The 19,723-nt window shown below is 47.0% G+C and carries 15 protein-coding genes and 1 pseudogene; 11 read left to right on the top strand and 5 right to left on the bottom strand.

Annotated features, from left to right (window positions below; genetic code table 11):
* Positions 1-3 precede the first annotated feature (3 nt).
* Complete coding sequence (locus tag NST94_RS02985; protein ID WP_036676817.1) at positions 4-831, bottom strand: alpha/beta fold hydrolase; 828 nt, start codon at positions 829-831, stop codon at positions 4-6.
* 209 nt (positions 832-1,040) lie between these two features.
* Between NST94_RS02985 and acpS the strand changes: the two genes are divergently transcribed.
* Both acpS and mutY read left to right on the top strand, forming a co-directional pair.
* Positions 1,041-1,439 (top strand): holo-ACP synthase, encoded by a 399-nt coding sequence (gene acpS / locus NST94_RS02990; protein WP_076186292.1) that lies wholly within the window; start codon positions 1,041-1,043, stop codon positions 1,437-1,439.
* Between the two features lie 37 nt (positions 1,440-1,476).
* Complete coding sequence (mutY, locus tag NST94_RS02995; RefSeq protein WP_280753253.1) at positions 1,477-2,760, top strand: A/G-specific adenine glycosylase; 1,284 nt, start codon at positions 1,477-1,479, stop codon at positions 2,758-2,760.
* Between the two features lie 735 nt (positions 2,761-3,495).
* Here mutY and NST94_RS03000 read toward each other — a convergent pair.
* Positions 3,496-4,104 (bottom strand): superoxide dismutase, encoded by a 609-nt coding sequence (locus tag NST94_RS03000; RefSeq protein WP_339281633.1) that lies wholly within the window; start codon positions 4,102-4,104, stop codon positions 3,496-3,498.
* Between the two features lie 482 nt (positions 4,105-4,586).
* Between NST94_RS03000 and NST94_RS03005 the strand changes: the two genes are divergently transcribed.
* The 5 genes and pseudogenes from NST94_RS03005 to folE all read left to right on the top strand — a co-directional run bounded on the left by NST94_RS03005 (position 4,587) and on the right by folE (position 8,057).
* Positions 4,587-5,006 carry a GNAT family N-acetyltransferase gene (locus NST94_RS03005; RefSeq protein ID WP_036676822.1) on the top strand — a complete coding sequence of 140 codons (420 nt, stop codon included), beginning with the start codon at positions 4,587-4,589 and terminating at the stop codon, positions 5,004-5,006.
* A gap of 190 nt (positions 5,007-5,196) precedes the next feature.
* Positions 5,197-5,805, top strand: a complete 609-nt coding sequence (lepB, locus tag NST94_RS03010) for a signal peptidase I (protein ID WP_076101394.1) — start codon at positions 5,197-5,199, stop codon at positions 5,803-5,805.
* Between the two features lie 35 nt (positions 5,806-5,840).
* Positions 5,841-6,995: pseudogene (gene queG / locus NST94_RS03015) on the top strand (tRNA epoxyqueuosine(34) reductase QueG); the annotation flags it as partial.
* Between the two features lie 171 nt (positions 6,996-7,166).
* On the top strand, positions 7,167-7,418 hold the full coding sequence (locus NST94_RS03020; protein ID WP_036676828.1) for a YneF family protein: 252 nt from the start codon (positions 7,167-7,169) through the stop codon (positions 7,416-7,418).
* Positions 7,419-7,463: 45 nt separating this feature from the next.
* On the top strand, positions 7,464-8,057 hold the full coding sequence (gene folE, locus NST94_RS03025; RefSeq protein ID WP_036676830.1) for a GTP cyclohydrolase I FolE: 594 nt from the start codon (positions 7,464-7,466) through the stop codon (positions 8,055-8,057).
* A gap of 118 nt (positions 8,058-8,175) precedes the next feature.
* On the opposite strand, the gene NST94_RS03030 is transcribed toward folE, so the two are convergent.
* Entirely contained in the window at positions 8,176-9,354 is a 1,179-nt protein-coding gene (locus tag NST94_RS03030) for a Fe-Mn family superoxide dismutase (RefSeq protein WP_076138416.1), read from the bottom strand.
* A 256-nt stretch (positions 9,355-9,610) separates the two neighbouring features.
* Between NST94_RS03030 and NST94_RS03035 the strand changes: the two genes are divergently transcribed.
* On the top strand, positions 9,611-10,987 hold the full coding sequence (locus NST94_RS03035; RefSeq protein WP_076277871.1) for an MATE family efflux transporter: 1,377 nt from the start codon (positions 9,611-9,613) through the stop codon (positions 10,985-10,987).
* Here NST94_RS03035 and NST94_RS03040 read toward each other — a convergent pair whose 3' ends face one another.
* The gene (locus NST94_RS03040) at positions 10,988-12,028 is read right to left on the bottom strand and encodes an alpha/beta hydrolase (protein ID WP_139329954.1); all 1,041 of its coding nucleotides are present in this window, start codon (positions 12,026-12,028) and stop codon (positions 10,988-10,990) included.
* 296 nt (positions 12,029-12,324) lie between these two features.
* Between NST94_RS03040 and NST94_RS03045 the strand changes: the two genes are divergently transcribed.
* Positions 12,325-13,068, top strand: coding sequence for an IclR family transcriptional regulator (locus NST94_RS03045; RefSeq protein WP_076305673.1), 744 nt, complete (start codon positions 12,325-12,327; stop codon positions 13,066-13,068).
* A 1,313-nt stretch (positions 13,069-14,381) separates the two neighbouring features.
* On the opposite strand, the gene acnA is transcribed toward NST94_RS03045, so the two are convergent.
* Positions 14,382-17,123, bottom strand: a complete 2,742-nt coding sequence (gene acnA, locus NST94_RS03050; protein WP_038568617.1) for an aconitate hydratase AcnA — start codon at positions 17,121-17,123, stop codon at positions 14,382-14,384.
* Positions 17,124-17,573: 450 nt separating this feature from the next.
* Between acnA and NST94_RS03055 the strand changes: the two genes are divergently transcribed.
* Positions 17,574-18,608: an amidase domain-containing protein gene (locus NST94_RS03055; RefSeq protein WP_339282123.1), complete on the top strand. Its 1,035-nt coding sequence runs from the start codon at positions 17,574-17,576 to the stop codon at positions 18,606-18,608.
* 20 nt (positions 18,609-18,628) lie between these two features.
* Positions 18,629-19,720 carry a D-alanine--D-alanine ligase gene (locus NST94_RS03060; protein ID WP_339171125.1) on the top strand — a complete coding sequence of 364 codons (1,092 nt, stop codon included), beginning with the start codon at positions 18,629-18,631 and terminating at the stop codon, positions 19,718-19,720.
* The last annotated feature ends 3 nt before the right edge of the window (positions 19,721-19,723 follow it).

Genomic DNA, 19,723 nt, shown 5'->3' on the forward strand with positions numbered 1-19,723 from the left:
TAATTATTCTGTAAGCGTAAGTGTCTGATCGATAAAATTAGTTGTCGCAGCAATCGCGAGCTCTAATTGCGGAGTCGTGCCAGCAAAAGGATGCACAGTGTTGAACGTATGATTACCCTCAGGAACCTGCACCCAGCTAATATCTGGCCGAAGTTTGATGAGATGCTCAGATCCTTGGCGGAGATGTACTCCATCTTGACTGCCTTGAATAAGGACAACTGGGAAGGACGCTTTCTGTATGCGTTCAAGGATGTTATAGCGTTCTTTGTTGTTCTCCATGTCTTCTAAAATTACAGCATCCAGCGGCATTTGTTGGCCAGTACGTCCATTAAGGACATAGGTTCTTCCTGTTTCCTTCATCTGCTGCTTTTGTTCTTCCGTCAGCAAATCGAGTTTCGTAACCCCGTTCCAGGAGATTACTCCGCTGATCTCATTGGGATGATCAAGCGTGTAGACCAAACAAATTCCCCCTCCGAGACTGTGGCCGAGAAGGAATAACGGCAGGCTGCCGAATTTCGGGTGTTGACTAAGATAGGACAACAGGATTTCCATGTCCTTCAAGCTGCGGCGATAGGTGTTGCGGGCGAACTTCTCAAGTTCAGTGAAATGCAGCAGATCTTCCCCGATGCCAGCATGAGAGAAGTTAAAAGTAATTACTTCATGCTCTTGGCTGAGAGTTGTGGCTATGTAAGGAAACATTCCCCAATCTTTAAAACCTTTGTAGCCATGGGCTATAACTATAACGCTTTTGGCTTTGCCTTGGGCTGGGAAGTGTGAGCAGCGGAGAACAGCTCCGTCTCCGGCAGGTATTTCAAAATTACGATGATTCATAGGGTAATCCCCTCTCCATATATAAAAATGAAGTAAATCAGCTAGTCTATCGTGAAGTCGCTGGATAGTCTTATTAGACTTAGAGCGCATTTTCTTTTAAGATAGCAGAAAGAATCTTGCAGGACTATTACTTTTAATAATACTTCATATGATTGATCATACCATTATTGAAGCAAAATGGGATACACGTCCATAAGGAGCGTGAAGTGTTGATTTACGGAATCGGACATGATGTGTTAGAAATTGAACGAATCTCAGAGGTAATAAATAGAGGACTGGGTAAGAAATTTAACCAGCGGGTCTTAACAGAGCAAGAATATCAACTTGCTGAAGAGCGAAGCGGGAGGTTGGCTGAGTTCGTAGCCGGACGTTTTGCTGCCAAGGAAGCAGTTGTGAAGGCTTTAGGCTGTGGCATCGGCAATGTAGTTGGGTTTCACGATATTGAGATATTGCCTGATGTTAAAGGAAAACCAGAGGTAACTTTATCGTGTGAAGCTTGGAGCAGACTAGATCTGCCAAATGGACAGAGGTACACCATTCATCTTACGATAACACATGGCCGTGATTTGGCTTCGGCTTTTGCCGTCGTGGAAGGGCCAGGTTCATAAATTGAACCCTGATTATAGAAGGGCAAGGAGCGTTATAATGACACAACAAGATCTACAAGTTCAAGACGAACAGGAGCTGCGGGAGGCTAAGCAATATTTCAGCTATCATTTGCTGGAGTGGTATCAAGGGCAGAAACGGGATTTGCCTTGGCGTCGGCACCGCAATCCTTATTATATTTGGATTTCTGAAATAATGCTGCAGCAGACAAGGGTGGATACGGTAATCCCGTATTTCAATCGGTTTATCGAAAGGTTTCCTACCGTGGAGTCGCTCGCCGATGCACCAGAAGAGGACGTTCTTAAGTGCTGGGAAGGCTTAGGTTATTATTCTCGTGCTCGCAATATACAGCATGCGGCCAAACAGGTCAAAGAGCTGTATGGCGGGCAGGTGCCGAATGATCGTGAGGCTGTGTTCAGTTTAAAGGGAGTGGGACCTTATACGGCAGGGGCTATCCTTAGCATTGCGTTCAATCGGCCGGAGCCAGCGGTCGACGGCAATGTGATGCGGGTGTTGTCCCGATACTTCCTGATAGAGGATGATATCGCCAAGGGACCCACCCGCGTAAAAATGGAGCGCCTGGCAGCTGAACTGATCCCGGAGGGGGAAGCGGCATCTTTTAATCAGGCGCTGATGGAGCTTGGGGCGCTCGTATGCACTCCTAAATCACCGCGCTGTTTAACCTGCCCGGTGATGGAGCATTGCGCCGCGCGCCTGGCGGGCTGCGAGACCTCGCTGCCCGTCAAGACCAAGGCCAAGCCGCCGCGCCCTGAGGAGCGGCTGGCGGCTTTGATTGAGGGCCGCGGTGCCAACGCGGGCCAAGTGCTCATCCGGCAGCGGCCACAAAGCGGGCTGTTAGCCCGCATGTGGGAGCTGCCGCACTGGCCGGCGCCGCCTGTGGAAGGCGGCGCCAAAGGCGCGCGGCTGCCGGAAGCGGCGGCGCTGGACCGGCTGCGCCGGTCACTGCGGGAGGCCGGGATCTCTGCCCGGCCTGAGAAGCACTGGATGGCTGCTGAGCATATCTTCAGCCATATCGTGTGGACGCTGCAGGTGTACCGCTGCAGCGAAGAGGACGCCCTTCCGCTGCCGATAGCGGCAGAAGGACGGGCGGTGTACAACGCGGACGCGGACTTGTTCTCAGGGATCGACAGCAGCATGCCTATCGAGAGATTTGAGGACGGGACCGCTAGTCCAGAGGATGGCGGAGCAGTGCGCTGGATCAGCCGCGAAGACATGGCTAACTATGCGTTCCCTAACGTTTTTCTGAAGCTACTGAACCTTTATTTTGATGAGCAGGAAGAGCGGGCGAAGCTAGAGAAGTAGAAGATTCGCCGTGTTGCGTTGCTAAAGTGCTAAATGTACAAAACCTGAGTTTGATGTATGCACCTAAGTAGGGTCGTATGCGCCTAAGTAGGGTCGTATGCGCCTAAGTAGGGTCGTATGCATCTAGGTAGGGTCGTATGCGCCTAAGTAGGGTCGTATACTTCAGTCTGTTCGTAGCAAATATTTGTTTATTTGGCTCAGACTAGTTCAGTCTTGTTCCAACTAAATTCTTCTGGTGTTCCTATGGCTACGAGAGTGAATGGAATTTAATTAGGGAATTTTTCCCTAAAAATAGGTCGAATTGGCTTGTAATTGATCATTTTAGGGAAAACCTCCCTAATAATTGGGGAAATATCAGTTTTATGCCCAAAAAGGATGATTTTTAGGGAGTATTTCCCTAATTACTCGTGTTTATGGAGTATATCGCAGAATTTTAGGGAGTTATTCCCTAATCTATTGCTCAGCGACTCCAAACGCAGATTCTCGTAAGCCGAGTATAGATTTATTGCGATTTATTCCGATTTATTCTCATCTATACCGATCTATTCTGATCTATACCGATCCAGTTGCATCCATTTAAGCGACGCAAGCGGCGTGAAATGCGGTGTCTGGGAGGATCTGAATCAATCAATCTTTATCTTTATCTCCAACCTAAACAAAGAAGGTATCCCTTAGCCTATTCGGCTCTGAGATACCTTCTTTTTTAGTTAAATGGCATAAGCCAAATGGAATTTCTTATTTTGCGCTTTCGTAACGTTTGCCAACTTCTTCCCAGTTTACTACGTTCCAGAACGCTTTGATGTAATCAGGGCGTTTGTTTTGGTAGTTCAGGTAGTAAGCGTGCTCCCATACATCCAGTCCGAGGATTGGAGTAGCGCCTTCGCTGATTGGGTTGTCTTGGTTAGGTGTGCTTGTTACTGCCAGTTTGCCATCTTTAACAACTAGCCAAGCCCAGCCGCTGCCGAAACGAGTAGTTGCTGCTGCTGCGAAATCTTCTTTGAATTTTTCGAATCCGCCCAGTTCTTTATCGATAGCTTCAGCCAATGCGCCAGTTGGTGCGCCGCCGCCGTTTGGTCCGATAACTTCCCAGAACAAAGTGTGGTTAGCGTGTCCGCCACCATTGTTGCGAACAGCAGTACGGATAGCTTCAGGTACAGCGTTCAGATCTGTAAGAAGCTCTTCAATGTTTTTGCTTTGCAATTCAGGTGCTTTTTCCAAAGCTGCATTCAGATTAGTTACATATGTGTTATGGTGTCTGTCATGGTGAATTTCCATCGTCAATGCGTCGATGTGTGGTTCGAGTGCGTTGTTCGGATAAGGAAGTGCCGGTAATTGAAATGCCATGGAAAAATCCCTCCTGAGTTATATTAGAATTTTGTTATAGATAAAGAATTCTGGCGAACTAACGTCAAAATCCTTTATTGTAAATATGTACTATAGGGTTTCGCCCAATAGGATACTTTAATTAAACCGTATCTAGACCAATAATGCAACACTAAACAAACATAAATGTTTATAAAGTATAATTGGAGAGGGAAAGGGTTTTACAATTGTATTTAGAATGTTAAAATAAATAGTCCCTAACCTATAGACATATATCCTTATTAATACCCTTTTAATGAAGAAATGAACCCCATCCGAAATGTAAACGCTTGATATTAAGCGCTTTCAAAAGAAAAATGATGATATCACGAGAAAAGTGTGCTTTAATAGATTTAAAAGCAGGTATTCCTCGATATTTGATGCTTTTTTTTATTTTCTCTATGTTAAGGGAACCCCTTCTTTTTGTTAAATTCATAAGCCATAGACAAGGGAGATTTTAAAGAATGCACGTTCGTTCCTTTCAATTAAGCGACGTTAGCCCTGTGACTGATTTGCTGCAAACCGCATTATCGGAAGAGTGTTTCGAGAACACTATCGAGCCTTTCTCCAGGCAGCTTTCTTGGGATTCAGATCTCATTGTAGTTGCGGAAGATGAAGAAGAAATTGTTGGAGCACTGATTGGTACAATTGAGAAAAACCACGGTTGTTATTTCCGGATTGCTGTACATCCTGATTATCGCCGCAGAGGAGTCGGTAGAAGTCTGGTATCAGCTATGGAATCCAGGTTTCAAGCTCGTAAAGTCAGTGGTATCTATGTAGCCGTCGATGAGCATAATTCTTTTGCTTTGCCATTGTATGAAGCTATGGGATATAGCGAGAATCAAATCTTCAAATCTGTCCGGAAGCTGAGCATTGTTGGGTAATTTTGATCACTCAGCTGCGAAAGCGGAAACATTTTCTAGAAAAAAGAACTATAGCTGACGATATAGTCTGTTTCATTCATACTCGAGCGTATTTTCCAGAAGTCCATTGCTAATGGCTGGGAGATATGCTTTTTTATTGTTATAATATCTGCAAGTATAGACTTCAATTATTGAGAACAGAGGTGACATATTGAATCAGGAGCCCCAAGTAGATTACACGAGAAATAGGAAACAAAGACATAGATCCTCCAGATCCAAGACTACCCTGGGCGGTCGTTTGGTCTCGGAAATGAAGGATTGGCTGCTTACAGCTGTGATTGTTTTTGCTGTGATGTCTGTTCTTAATGTTTTTGTGTTCAATATATCAACGGTTAAAGGTCAGTCTATGCAGCCAACGCTCTGGGAGGGTGAGAGGCTCTTCATTAATAAAATTTCATTGCTCTTCGTAAATCCAAAACATGGTGATGTTGTCATTCTTCATGATCCAAGTACTGGACCTAGTCATAAGGAGTATTTAGTGAAGCGAGTGATTGGCATACCTGGAGATATCATAGAGGTACGGAATCATCAGTTATACGTGAATGGAAAAATAGTGAATGAGCCCTATATCGATACTGAGATTGAAGATCCGGATTTTGCAGCGTTAACCGTGGAAAGTGGCAATTATTTTGTAATGGGCGATAACCGTCATGCTTCAGCCAGCAAGGACAGCCGTTACTTCGGCTCTATTTCACAGGATATGATTGTCGGCAGGGCTGATTATATATGGTGGCCTCTGTCAAAACTGAATAGATTATAAGAAAGTCAGCGAAGATATGAAAGGAGAAGGCGGAAATGACCAATACATTTCAGTCATCGTATGCTCCCCCGCCTTCCAAGTGGGCACAGCTTAAAGCAGAGATTCAGGAGGCTGCGACATCACTCGGTATTGATGATATAGGGTTTACAACAGCAGAACCTTTTTTATATTTAAAAAATATACTGCAAGACCACCGGGACAAAGGATATGAATCTGGCTTCGAGGAACCCGATCTGGATAAAAGGACAGTTCCAGCATTGTCTTCTGGAGACAAGCCGTTATCTATTATTTCGATTGCAGTGGCTTACCCTTCTAAAATGGAGAACCCTCCTAAATCTGAGCCGGGTGCACGTAGAGGCATCCTCGCCCGGGCATCTTGGGGCAGGGATTATCACCATGTGCTGAGGGAAGCCTTAAGTAAGCTAGAGGAATTTATTCACGAGCGTGTACCAGAGGCTGTGCTGGAAAGTATGGTGGACACTGGTGTTCTAGTAGATAGAGCGGTAGCGGAAAGAGCGGGAATAGGCTTCAGCGGCAAAAACTGTTCTATCATCTCGCCAAAATGGGGATCTTGGATTTATCTTGGGGAAATGGTTACGAACATTCCTTTTGCTCCGGATGAACCTGTTGAAGAAGGCTGCGGGGAGTGTACCAAGTGTATTGATGCTTGTCCGACCGGAGCGCTGGTGGGTCCGGGTCAGCTTAACGCACAGGCTTGTATTTCTTTTTTGACGCAGACTAAAGGGTTCCTCAGCGAGGAGTATATGACCAAGATCGGCAATCGTCTATACGGCTGTGATACTTGCCAGATTGTATGTCCCAAGAATAGAGGTAAGAACTGGAATCATCGCCCTCAGATGCAACCTGATCCTGAAATTGTGAAGCCGCTGCTGCTGCCGATCCTTGATCTTAGCAATCGTGAGTTCAAAGAGAAATTCGGCAATAGCTCAGCAGCCTGGAGAGGCAAAAAGCCGATGCAGCGAAATGCGATCATTGCCCTAGGCAATTTTAAGGAAGCCGGGGCTGTGCCAAAGCTATCAGAGATTGTTCTGAAAGAGCCGCGGCTAGAGATGCGGGGCACTGCTGCTTGGGCGCTTGGACGTATTGGCGGTGATGAGGCTCTAGCGGCTGTAGAAGCGGGTTTAGAGCGCGAGGAGGATAGCACGGTGAGGGAAATGCTAAGCCGGGCGCAGGATGTGCTCCTTACTGGGAAGAAGGCACGGGAGGACAGCGATATTAATGGAGGAAAAAGTTCATAGACAGGTTGCATATTGCCAATTGCTGTCCAGTTCCTGAAATGCTATGATAGATTCGCGTGCCATATGGCGATGCAGACAATAGAGTGTAGAGGTGGGCTTTAGATGAGTATCGCATTACCTATTATTACATTGGTCGTAGGTCTCATCGGTGGTTTTTTCATCGGTGTATATTATCTGCGCAAACAAATGACAAACATGCAGAATGATCCTGAAATGCTGCAAAAGGTTGCAAAGCAAATGGGTTATAACCTGAACGGGAAGCAAATGCAGCGTGCCCAGCAAATGATGAAGACTCAGGGACAGCCAGGTGCGCGCCCAGGAGCAGCTAAAGGGAATAAACGTAGAAGTAAGTAACCGGATCCGGATAACATGTATACGGGTGCGGAAGGGGGAGACATCATGGGGAACATCAAGGAATATGTGAACGGTAAAGTTGCAGAGAACCGTGAGCAAATCGAGTATCACGTTGAGAAAATATTAGAATTAATCGGTGAAGATACCGGCCGCGAGGGACTGCTGGAAACACCGGCACGTGTTACGCGGATGTACGAGGAGATATTCGGCGGTTATTCGATAGATCCCCGCGAGGCGCTCGGCGTTACTTTTGATGAGTCTCATGAAGAGCTAGTGATCGTTAAGGATATCGTCTATTACAGCCAATGTGAACACCACATGGCTCCTTTCTTTGGTAAAGTGCATATAGGATACATTCCGAGCGGACGTATTGCTGGACTCAGCAAATTAGCTCGGCTTGTTGAAGCAGTAAGCCGGCGTCTACAGGTTCAAGAACGCATTACGGCGCAAATTGCTGATATTATGACGGAGGTGTTAGGCCCCCACGGTGTTATGGTTGTTGTGGAGGGAGAGCATCTGTGTATGTGTGCACGCGGAGTGAAGAAGCCAGGCAGCAAAACGGTAACTATGGCTACTAGAGGGGTCTTCCGTGAGGATGCCGCCGCTCGTGCGGAGTTTCTAAGCTTGATTAAGGAATAAATATCGGGGTGCATACCTCGAAATTGGAAGGACCCATCGTTCACGTAATGTGAATGATGGGTCCTTTTTGGTCAGGGTGTGGCAATAAGAGTGATGTTCACTGTGAATTGAAATAATATCAAAAAGGCTTCCAGGCCAGTTTACTGGCAGCAGCATAACGTTCTGAGACGTAAGGCCAGTTAACGACCTTCCACCAATCCTCTATATAATCGGCCCGATTATTCTGATGTTTAAGGTAATAGGCATGCTCCCATACATCCAGAGCCAGTAACGGAACCACGTCCCATTGTGATAGGTTCTGATGTTTCTCCGCAGTCAAAATCTCCAGTCTATGACTGCGTGGACTCCAGACGAGAATAGCCCAGCCGCCACCTTCAACCTTATTCGCAGCTTCTGTGAACTGTTTCTTGAAGCTGTCATAGCTGCCAAAGCTTTGTTCAATGGCTTCCAGTAAGGCTCCAGTTGGACGCCCGCCACCTTGTGGAGACATTACGTTCCAGAAGATTGTATGGAGATAGTGGCCTGCCCCATTAAAGGCTAGCTCCCGCTCCCAATGCTTAACGAGATCGAAATCTCCTTTCTTGCGAGCCTCAGCTAGCTTGTTCTCCGCTTTATTTAGTCCATCTACATAACTTTGATGGTGTTTATCGTGATGAATCCGCATGGTTTTCTCATCGATGTATGGTTCCAGCGCATTATAAGCATAAGGCAATGGAGGCAGCGTATGTCCGCCAATTGGCACAGCACTCATTTCACGAATATCAAGGATAGTATCTGTAGAAGGAATAAGTCCCTCATTCCGCGTGACATTGTCCTCTTCTGTTCTTACGACATAGTCGGCTGCTGTATAATCTCTCATAATTTGCGTGAGCTGTCCGGGTGAGCTCAGAGTGTGCAGTACGGCAAGGAAATACTCTGATTCGCGAATAATATGCAGGATCACAGTGGTTGCAAGGGGGACGGCTTTGACGGCTGCGCTACTTTCCATAATGGCAAAAAGCTGTCGAACAAATTCTTGGGATTGGGTACAGGAGATATGCAGCAGCTTTTCTGTTTCCGCAGTGAGTTCAGCCTGACTTGGTGGAGAAGCAGAGAGGGCAGAATTCAATAACTGCTGAGCGGCCATCTCTGTGGCACCGAAGACCACTGCCCATTCATCCAGCAGTTTAACATAGGGTTCCTCCAGGTTAGGTACGATTGCTTTGATAACCTCGGTATGCTCTTTCTCTTGTGTTTTCCAGAATACGATTTCTTCTAAAATACGTACTGGCAGCATCGGCCCGTATACATATAACATTCCAAGAAAACCTCCCGTGATATGTCTTCATCAGTCCATTATATGTGTGCTCATGATAGCTTATGAAGAGCATAAGAACGCGATAATAATATCGTTGACAACCGTTTGATATGGTGAAATAATACAGGAAAATAAAGGCAATGATACCGAAAGGTACAACCTCGCGAAAAGGAGGGTGTACCTTTTTTTTGTCGTGTGGACCGATTAATGAAATCCTATGGGGTAGTAGAAAAACTTTGAGAAATGAGATGAGGGTATGAACAAGCTTGAGAAGAAGCAATTTTATAATCAGCTGTTAAAATTAGCGGTACCGATATCCCTCCAAAGTCTAGTCATGGCGGTGCTGTATTTAGTAGATCAATTGATGGTAGGGCAGCTTGGGGGTGTAGCAATCGCTTCGGTTGGGATGGCTAGTAAAATCTATAGCGTGATTTCAGTGGTACTGGCGGGTCTTGCTACGGGTCTTGCTATATACGCGGCTCAATATTGGGGGAGTAAAGACCGAAAGAGCATCACACCACTACTGGGATTAAGTCTTGGAATTGGCCTGATCTTGTCGGGTTCATTTACGATATTTGTTTTTTTCAACCCTCGGCTATGTCTGTCTATTTTTACAACGGATAAAGAAGTGTTGGAGAATGGGTACATTTTTCTGAAAATCGTTGCCCTCAGTTATATTCCAACGATGTTGACGATGCTCTATTCGGCGGTTCTACGAAGTTCAGGACATGTAAAGTATCCAATGATTGTTAGCATAGCTGCTGTAGGAATGAATATTATTTTAAACTATGCGCTTATTTTTGGGCATTGGGGATTTCCAGAGCTTGGACTTGCAGGTGCGGCATATGCAACGTTAATCTCACGTATAGTCGAAAGTGCTTTGATTGTCGGAGCCGTATATCGTGGAAAGCTGCCGGGTGCCGGAGGTATTAAGGAACTCAGTTCGTTTTCGAAAGCGCTGTGCATACCTTTTTTAAGAACGATAGCACCTATTGTTTTAACGGAATTGGTTTGGGTCTTAGGGGAGGCTTGTTATTCCGTAATATATAGCCGTATGGGCACAGCAGAGATGACCGCTATGACAGTGACCTTTCCGCTGCAGGGGTTGACGATTGGGCTTCTGGCAGGGCTTTCTGGTGCAGCTGGCATTATGGTCGGACATAAGCTGGGAGAGAATAATAATGCAGGTGCTTTTCAGTATGCTCGTTTTTTTGTTCGAATAGGAGTAGGGATTTCATTGCTGCTTGGTGTTCTTATTGCTGTTCTTGCCCCGCTCTACGTCTCAGCCTTTAACTTAACAGTGGAAGAGCGACGAATGGCCACTTCCGTTATCTGCTTTTTTGCTCTTTTTTTATGGATAAAGGTGGGCAATATGATGATTGCGGGAGGGATCCTGCAGAGTGGTGGCGATAGTAAATTCGTCTTTATTATGGAAGCCTCCACAACTTGGTTGCTTGGGGTGCCTCTAGGGCTACTGTTGTCATGGGGATGGAAACAGCCTCTTCCCTGGGTATACTTCTTTCTGTCCCTGGAAGAGGCTGTTCGATTGGTTATAGGTTACGTGCGTTTTCGCCGTGGTAAATGGTTGAAGCAGCTGACCCATCAGGGGACAGAGGCGGATTGTAGTGCTTAACTAGTTACTTGCCATCGCCGGCTGATTGCCATTGTAGGTTTTGGCTAGTTGAACATTTCCTAAGAAAGCAGAGACTCGCCGCAAATACTCACGCGGGTGCTCACGGAATAGCAATTCATGATGGCTGCCCTCTACGACCCAGGAATCTGAGAACGGATTGCTTTGGTTCGCGGCCAGCTTTTCGGCAATAGGATAAGGAGCTTTATCATCTTCGGTTCCATGCATGAGTAGAATAGGGAAAGGATAATCTTCGGATTTGACCTTCGCATAAGGAATTTGATTCAGCCCCGTACCGTTTAGAACTGGGAACAGCATTTCCATAATCGCCAGGGAAGGCTGGCGGGGCAGATCAATATTTTGCTTAATATTATGATACAGCGTATCTGGCTCTAACAAAAAGGTGCTGTCCAGAATCATCGCGTCAATGTCCTCTGATACTAATCCTGTTTGCAGTGCTGTGCCTGCTCCCATGGAGAAGCCCCATACCACTAACTCCTCAGCTCCACGTTCTTTAGCAAAATCAATAGCTCCTAGAAGCTGCTGGGATTCTTTTTTACCTCCGGTTGCAATATCCTTGTTGCCTTGGGCAGCAAAGCCGTAATCAAACATCACGACATTGAAATTCAGACTGTGTGCATAGTGAGCGAGATCGTACATAGGTACCCAAGATTCTTCCCGGTTGGCGCCATAGCCATGGCTGAACACGATAGTTTTGGTAGCCCCTTCGGAGGGAATATACCAGCCGCTCATCATCCGACTTCCATCTTTAGCTGGAAACGTCACATCCTCGTATGCTAGACCTTTGGCCTGCATGGGATTGGAATACAGAGGTGCGACCGTTGGATTAGATAATACCCAGGCGATATAGCCATGAAGTGAGACAAAGCAGAAGGCTAAGAAGAAAAAAATAGATAATAGCAGTGCAACGATAATATGCTTCACACGAATCATCCGCAGCGATAGCCGGGACGAACTGCCTTGTTTAGGTAGTTTAGGTCGACGGGAGACGGTTGTGCCGGTTTGGCGAGTTGCCAGATCCATATGGTCCCCTCCTAAGAATGATGTGAGTACTAGTGCCTAGAAGAATTTGTAAAAATGATTCTAAAGCATCAGTAGATAATTTAATATGTTAATCGTATGAAAAAGCCCTTACAAAGTCAATGAATTAGATGCTTTTGTAATGTAACTGTAAAGTGCGGCCCAACCTTTTCCGGCACATTTTTGGCACAACTCCGGCGGAGTGAATATACTGGACTTTCCATAGAGTTTTGCACTAAGATAGAGTTAGTTATAATGTAACCGAGTTTCATTTGATGAAACACGAGGGGGAGATTGTCATGGAGGACCGAAAGCTTACAGTGCGTGCGGTAGAACGTGCGCTTGATATATTGCTTTGTTTTACGCAGGACAGAGATTTAGGGTTGACGGAGATCGCTTCAAAGATTGATTTACATAAAAGTACCGTCCATCGGCTGCTGGCAACCTTGGAGGAAAAGGGCTTCCTCATTCGTAATCCGGCCACTGAGAAATATAGTTTGGGTATACGAATTTGGGAATTGTCTACGCATTTGCCTGCTTTTGATGAGTCGGCCGCGGTATTATTGCCGTCAATGGAACGACTGCGGGATCGGTTAGGGGAGACCGTTAGTTTATACTTACGCGACGGCATAGAACGTGTGCGGATTCAGGCGGTTCAGAGCCAGCAGGCCATCCGGCGAGTGGCGCAGATCGGTGCGAGATTGCCTTTATCTGTGGGCGCATCAAGTAAAGTGCTGGCAGCCTATGCTCCTCCAGAGGTGCTGAAAGAATTGCTGGAGAGTTCGGGATGGCCGAACTATGTTGAGAAGGATGTCTATCAAGAGCAGCTTAATGACATTATCCGGCTCGGATATGCCACTAGTTTCGAGGAACGCGAGCCCGGCGCGGCCGCGGTGGCGGTGCCTGTTACGGGCCGCAGTGGAAATGTGATCGCGGCGTTATCGCTGTCAGGCCCAGTTAGTCGCCTATCCCGAGATACGCTAGTGGAATATGCCGCGGTACTGAAGGAAGCGGCTAGTGAAATGGGCATGATGATTCCTTAATTCGCTGGCTGAGACATACCTTGTTAAACAGCAAAGCAGCGATCTCTCCGTTACTGGAGGATCGCTGCTTTGCTGTTTTGGGGAGGGCTTAGTCGATTGTGGGTAAGTGGCAGGAAACGATGGGTAACTGATGGATAATTGCTGGTTGACTGATGAGTGACTGATGGGTGACTGATGAGTGACTGATGGATAATTGATGGGTAACTGATGGGTAATCAACAGCTAACTGACGGCTAGCTAATGGCTAACGGCTCCCTACCTTGCGTTGGTTTGGTGAGCTTCAGTGAATATACGTTTCTTTGGAAGCCTCAGTAACTCGTAATGCTGAGTCTAGAGAGTTAGAACCCCGAGTCTAGATAGGCAGAGGGACGGAGGGGCGGGAGGATGGAAGGACGGGAGGGTAGAGAATCCACCGCGAACCTACAAGCCAACGAGCCAACGAACCCACGAACCCACGAACCCACGAGTTAATGAACTCACGAACCCACGAACCCACGAACCCACGAACCCACGAACCCACGAACCCACGAACCCACGAACCCACGAACCCACGAACCCAAGTATCTCATAACTCGTACACAAGTAATCTCGGGTTGATAATTAGATATTCCCTGAGGCTTCCGGACTCAGAAGACGCTATTTGCCCATTTAAAGCCTTTTTGGCAGAGTTTCGGACCCCAGTGCAGCTATTCGGCAAAAATGGGCTCCTGTAGCGTGTTTTTCATGTCAATAGCGACTATGGAGTCCGATCGCACGCCATAAGTCGGATAATCGAGCGTATAGGGTCATCTGAGTCCGATAGCGCGGAATCCTAGGGTTCCCTGAGGCGTTCGGACTCAAGGGACGCTATTTGCGAATTTAAAGCCATTTTGTCGTAGTTTCGGACTCCAGTGCAGCTATTAAGCAAAAATGGGCTCATTCAGCGTGTTTTTTATGCCAATAGCGACTATGGAGTCCGATCGCACGCCAAAATTCGTAAATTTGTTCATTTAGAGTCATCTGAGTCCGACCCCGCGCCAAAAATCGGATAATCGAGCGAATAGAGTCATCTGAGTCCGATCGCACACTAAAAGTCGGATAATCGAGCGAATAGAGTCATCTGAGTCCGATAGCACGGAATCCTAGGCGTCCCCTGAGGCGCGCGGAATCCTAAATGTCCCCTGAGCCTCACGCAGCAATGGTGAAGATCCCAAAGACAACAGACAGTGGCACCCCACCCGCCACAAATTGGCTGCTGGAACGACTCCATAAAAAAGGGACTGCTCACAGCCACTCATGGCCGTGAAACAGTCCCTTTTTAAGTTACTTTAAATCTATTCTACCGACACCGCGGAAGAGTCTGTAGCATCTGCCAGCATCTGGCGAAGAACAGTCTGCAGGATACCGCCGTTGCGATAGTAATCAATATCGACTGTACTGTCGAGTCGTGCAATGACAGGGAAATCGAATTGTGTGCCGTCTTCACGGGTAGCCGTGACAGTTAGCTCTTGACTTGGTGCCACGTTGTTATCGAGACCAGTAATGTTGAAGGTCTCGCGTCCGGTCAGTCCCAAGCTGCTCCAGCCGTGGCCTTCTTGGAATTGAAGTGGGAGTACACCCATACCGACCAGATTGCTGCGGTGAATCCGCTCAAAGCTCTCAGCGATAACTGCTTTAACGCCAAGTAGAAGCGTACCCTTAGCCGCCCAGTCACGTGAGCTTCCTGTACCGTACTCCTTACCAGCGATGACGATCAGATTTTGTCCAGCATCCTGATAGAGCATGGAAGCATCATAGATGGACATAACCTCGTCGCTTGGCAAGAAGGTAGTAACGCCGCCTTCTGTACCAGGAGCTACTGCGTTACGAATCCGAATGTTAGCGAACGTACCGCGCATCATGACTTCGTGATTTCCGCGGCGTGAGCCGTAGGAGTTGAAGTCTGCACGTTCTACACCATGATCGCGCAAATATTCGCCAGCAGGACCAGAGGTAGAGATATTACCCGCTGGTGAGATATGGTCGGTTGTTACGGAATCAGCAAGCAGCGCTAGAACGCGTGCATCTTTGATATCCTTAATGTCTCCCAGACCGTCTGCCAGATGTTCAAAGAATGGCGGATTCTGGATGTACGTGGAATTATCATCCCACTCATACAGCTCGCCTTGCGGAACAGGAATCGAATTCCAACGTTCGTTAGCGGTGAATACATTTTCGTATTTGCTACGGAACATCTCCGGACTAAGGGAGAGACCAATGGCTTCGCGAATTTCAGCAGTGGTTGGCCAGATATCTTTCAGGAATACTGGCTCACCTTGCGGATCAAATCCAAGTGGCTCAGTTTGCAAATCGATATTTACTGTACCAGCCAGTGCGTAAGCAACTACGAGCGGCGGTGAAGCCAAGTAGTTTGCTTTTACCTGAGCATGTACGCGGCCTTCAAAGTTCCGGTTACCGGAGATGACTGCGGCTACGGTCATGTCATTGTCAGTAATGGCTTGACTAACTTCTTCAGGCAATGGACCGGAGTTACCGATACAAGTGGCACAGCCATAACCAGCCAAGTAGAAGCCCAGTGCTTCGAGCGGTTTCAGCAAGTCTGCTTTTTGCAGGTATTCAGTAACCACCAAGGATCCTGGAGTCAAGCTGCTCTTAACGTAAGCTGGTTTGGTCAGACCACGTTCCACAGCTTTTTTCGCCAAAAGACCTGCTCCAAGCATAACGCTAGGGTTGGAAGTATTCGTACAGCTAGTAATAGCTGCGATTACGACTGCGCCTGTGCTGAGCTTGCTGGTAGTATCATTTTTATGCTGTACTTCTACGACTTGAGCGATTTTCTCATCGCTGAGACCATAACCGCCTTTGTCTACAGGTGTACGGATAATACCTTCGAAATTTTCCTTCATATGCGTAAGTTCGATCCGGTCTTGTGGACGTTTTGGTCCAGCCAAGCTAGGAACGACAGAAGCTAAGTCAAGCTCAATCACATCGCTGAACTCAGGGTCTGGCGTATCCGAGGTACGGAACATCCCTTGTGCTTTGTAATAAGATTCAACCAACGCCACCAGATCATCCGGACGGCCCGTGCTGCGAAGATAAGCGAGTGTCTCGTCATCTACAGGGAAGAAACCGATAGTTGCTCCGTATTCTGGCGCCATGTTGGCAACAGTTGCCCGGTCAGCCAGACTGATGTTAGCAAGGCCAGGTCCGTAGAATTCGACGAATTTGCCGACTACACCCTTTTTACGCAACATTTCAGTTACTGTCAGTGCCAAATCCGTTGCTGTAGCTCCTTCGATAAGGCTGCCTGTAAGCTTGAAGCCCACTACATCAGGTGTAACAAAATAGAGCGGTTGTCCAAGCATTCCTGCTTCAGCCTCAATACCGCCTACACCCCAGCCCACAACACCCAGACCATTGATCATCGTGGTATGGGAATCCGTTCCTACAAGGGAATCTGGATAAACGACAGTTTCACCATCGATAGTTTTAGTAGTGGCAACGGAAGCTAAATACTCTAGATTTACCTGGTGCACGATACCTGTTGCTGGTGGAACTGCACGGAAGTTGTTAAAAGCTGTCTGTGCCCAACGAAGGAAACGGTAACGCTCCTCGTTGCGTTCGAACTCAACGTTCATATTGTATTCCAAGGCGTCTGCTGTACCGAAAGCATCAACCATGACAGAGTGGTCAATTACAAGGTCAACCGGGACAAGCGGATTGATCTGTTTAGGATCTCCTCCGGCTTTTTTTACAGTATCACGCATAGCTGCGAGATCCACGACTACCGGAACTCCGGTGAAATCCTGAAGCACGATACGAGCAGGGATAAATGGAATTTCTTTATTACGGTCAATGTCACCTGACCAATCGGCCAGTTGTTTCACATGTTCTTCAGTAATTGCCCGTCCGTCAAACTGACGTACAGCAGCCTCTAGTAGGACTTTGATCGAAAAAGGCAGGGAAGAAATAGAGCCCAATCCTTGTTCCTCAAGGGACTTCAGATCATAATAGCGATAAGATTTGCCGCCTGATTCCAGGGTCCGAGCCAATGAAAAATGATCCTTGCTTGGCATATATGCGCCTCCTTGTTTCGTCTAATGAAACCCAATTTCAAATTGATTCTAGCTTAATTATAACGGTTACAAAGTGGGGAGTAAAGTTTTTTTTCCTACATCTAAAGCCCGAATTATGCCTGAGAAAATGCCAAGCTACCCTTCCATTGTTACATTGTATCGTTTCGGGATATTCTTTTTACCTCAAAAAGAGCCATTTAAAGGAGATAATACGAAAGAATTCACCGGAATCCTTGGTTTTACTTAATTATTAGGCGAAATACACACTGAATTTCTCTTCCTCAGTTATTAGGTGATAGGGTCCTCGTTGTCGATATTGGATTGAGATGTCGGACTTGGGGTTAGAGTTTTTGCTTGAAACATTCTTAACTATTCAACCGATCTGTATAGCGGCCTGTTTCCTTTCATATACATAGAACAGCAGTTAAAAGGGAAAGAAGGGGCGCGAGTATAATGGAACAACAGTGGAAGCAAAGTCTTTATGTATATATTGATCAAGTGAATAAGGCCAGGGTGGAGCCTAAGTCATCATCGCATACCGTTTCCGTGTCCGTTAAGGATCCGCGTTTTCTGGTAGAACAAGGGGAGCGTTCAAGACGTCTTGCGGAGTGGTATAAAGAACGTGGGATAACTCCTTTGCGCGGAGAGACAGGGGTTAAGACTTTGCGGACCGTCCGGCAGACTCCGACCGAGGTAGTAGCAGAGGTTACACTGCATAGTGCGCTTTATTATGAAAAAGGCGGCGTTAACCACCGGGAGGATATTATCGAGCTGGAGCGGCTGACCTTTGTACGGGACGGTGGGGGCTGGGAGATTGCTGGTGTGGAACGAAGTGTCCCTGAAAGAAATACGGTTCATCGGGCAGAGGTAGAGCTATCGGGCAGACTATCCAAATGGGGAGAGGCTTTGCCGGCACCGCTGCCATCACAGCCCCTGCTTAACCGGAATGTTCTCGGAGAAATTGCGGGTTCAAGAGAGGTTCGTTATAACCGTGAAGAAGCTGTGGCGTATGCCGACCGCTGGTGGAAAGACGGCAATCCGGAGTTCGAAACCTTCGAGGTGGATTGCACAAATTATGTCTCCCAATGTCTCTTTGCAGGGGGAGCACCTATCAACTATACTGGTAAAAGAGAAACGGGCTGGTGGTACAAAGGTTACCAAGGCAAACAAGAATGGTGGAGCTATAGCTGGGCTGTGTCAGACAGTCTGCAACGCTATTTGAGCGGAAGTCGGAGCAGTGGCTTGCGTGCGGAAGTCATGGAGCGGCCGGAGCAATTGATGCTGGGCGATATCATTCAATATGACTGGGATGGCAACGGGCAGTATCAGCACAGCACAATCGTCACAGCCTTTGATGCAGGAGGCATGCCGCTTGTGAATGCACGTACCGTTAGCAGCCGTCATCGCTATTGGGATTATCGTGATTCCTACGCATGGACTGATCAAACAAAATACCGTTTTTTTCATATTAACGACTACTTATAGTACAGAAAGAGGTTAAGGGAATGGGGAACGCAAAACTAACCGTAGGGCTGGTGTACGGGGGCAAATCAGGAGAACATGAGGTATCGCTACAGACGGCTTTTGCCGTGATGAACTCATTTGATTATGATAAATATGAGATTATACCTTTTTACATTTCAAAACAGGGATTGTGGAAGGTTGGAGAGAAGTTATCAGCGCCTTACAGCCAAGTGGAGCAGCTCAAGCTTGCAGAAGCGACCGAAGATATGGGCACAGCCCTGAACGTGGTATTTAGTGGATTATCGGGTGCTGACCAAACAGTGGACGTAATGTTCCCGCTGCTGCACGGCACGTATGGTGAGGACGGAACGATTCAAGGGTTGTTCGAAATGGCGAATATTCCTTACATCGGTGCTGGTGTTCTTGCCTCTTCGGCAGGTATGGATAAGGTGGTCATGAAGAAGCTGTTCGCTGATGCCGGTCTGGATCAATGCGAGTTTTGTTATTTCAACATCAGCGCTTGGAAAAGAAAACGTCATGAGTTGATTGTTGGTGTAGAGGATAAACTGGGGTATCCGGTATTCGTGAAGCCTGCCAATCTAGGCTCAAGTGTAGGTATTTCTAAGGCTGCCGATAAGGATAGTCTTGTAAAAGCCATTGATTTTGCTTTCCGCTATGATACCAAAGTTATTATTGAGGAGTTTGTGGATGCGCGTGAGGTAGAGGTTGGCGTGCTTGGAAATGATGAACCAGAAGCCTCTGTTCCGGGTGAAATCGTTTCTTCTGGTGAATATTATGATTACGCAGCCAAATATACGGACGGCAAATCGCAAATGATGATTCCTGCACCAGTGGATTCTGAAGTGGCCGATCGTTTGCAGGAGTCCGCGATAGTTGCTTTTCGAGCGATTGAGGGCAGTGGAATTACCCGGGCAGACTTCTTCTTGCGAAAATCAGATGGTAAAATTCTAATTAACGAAGTGAACACGATGCCTGGTTTCACTCCTTACAGCATGTATCCGCTATTGTGGCGTGAGACGGGTGTATCTTATAGAGCTCTGTTAGACCGAATGATTGAGTTAGCCTTGGAGCGCTATAATTTTAAACAAGGTCTTAAGTACGACAACGAGTAATAG

The organism is Paenibacillus sp. FSL H8-0282 (assembly GCF_037963825.1).
GTDB lineage: Bacteria > Bacillota > Bacilli > Paenibacillales > Paenibacillaceae > Paenibacillus_AQ > Paenibacillus_AQ odorifer.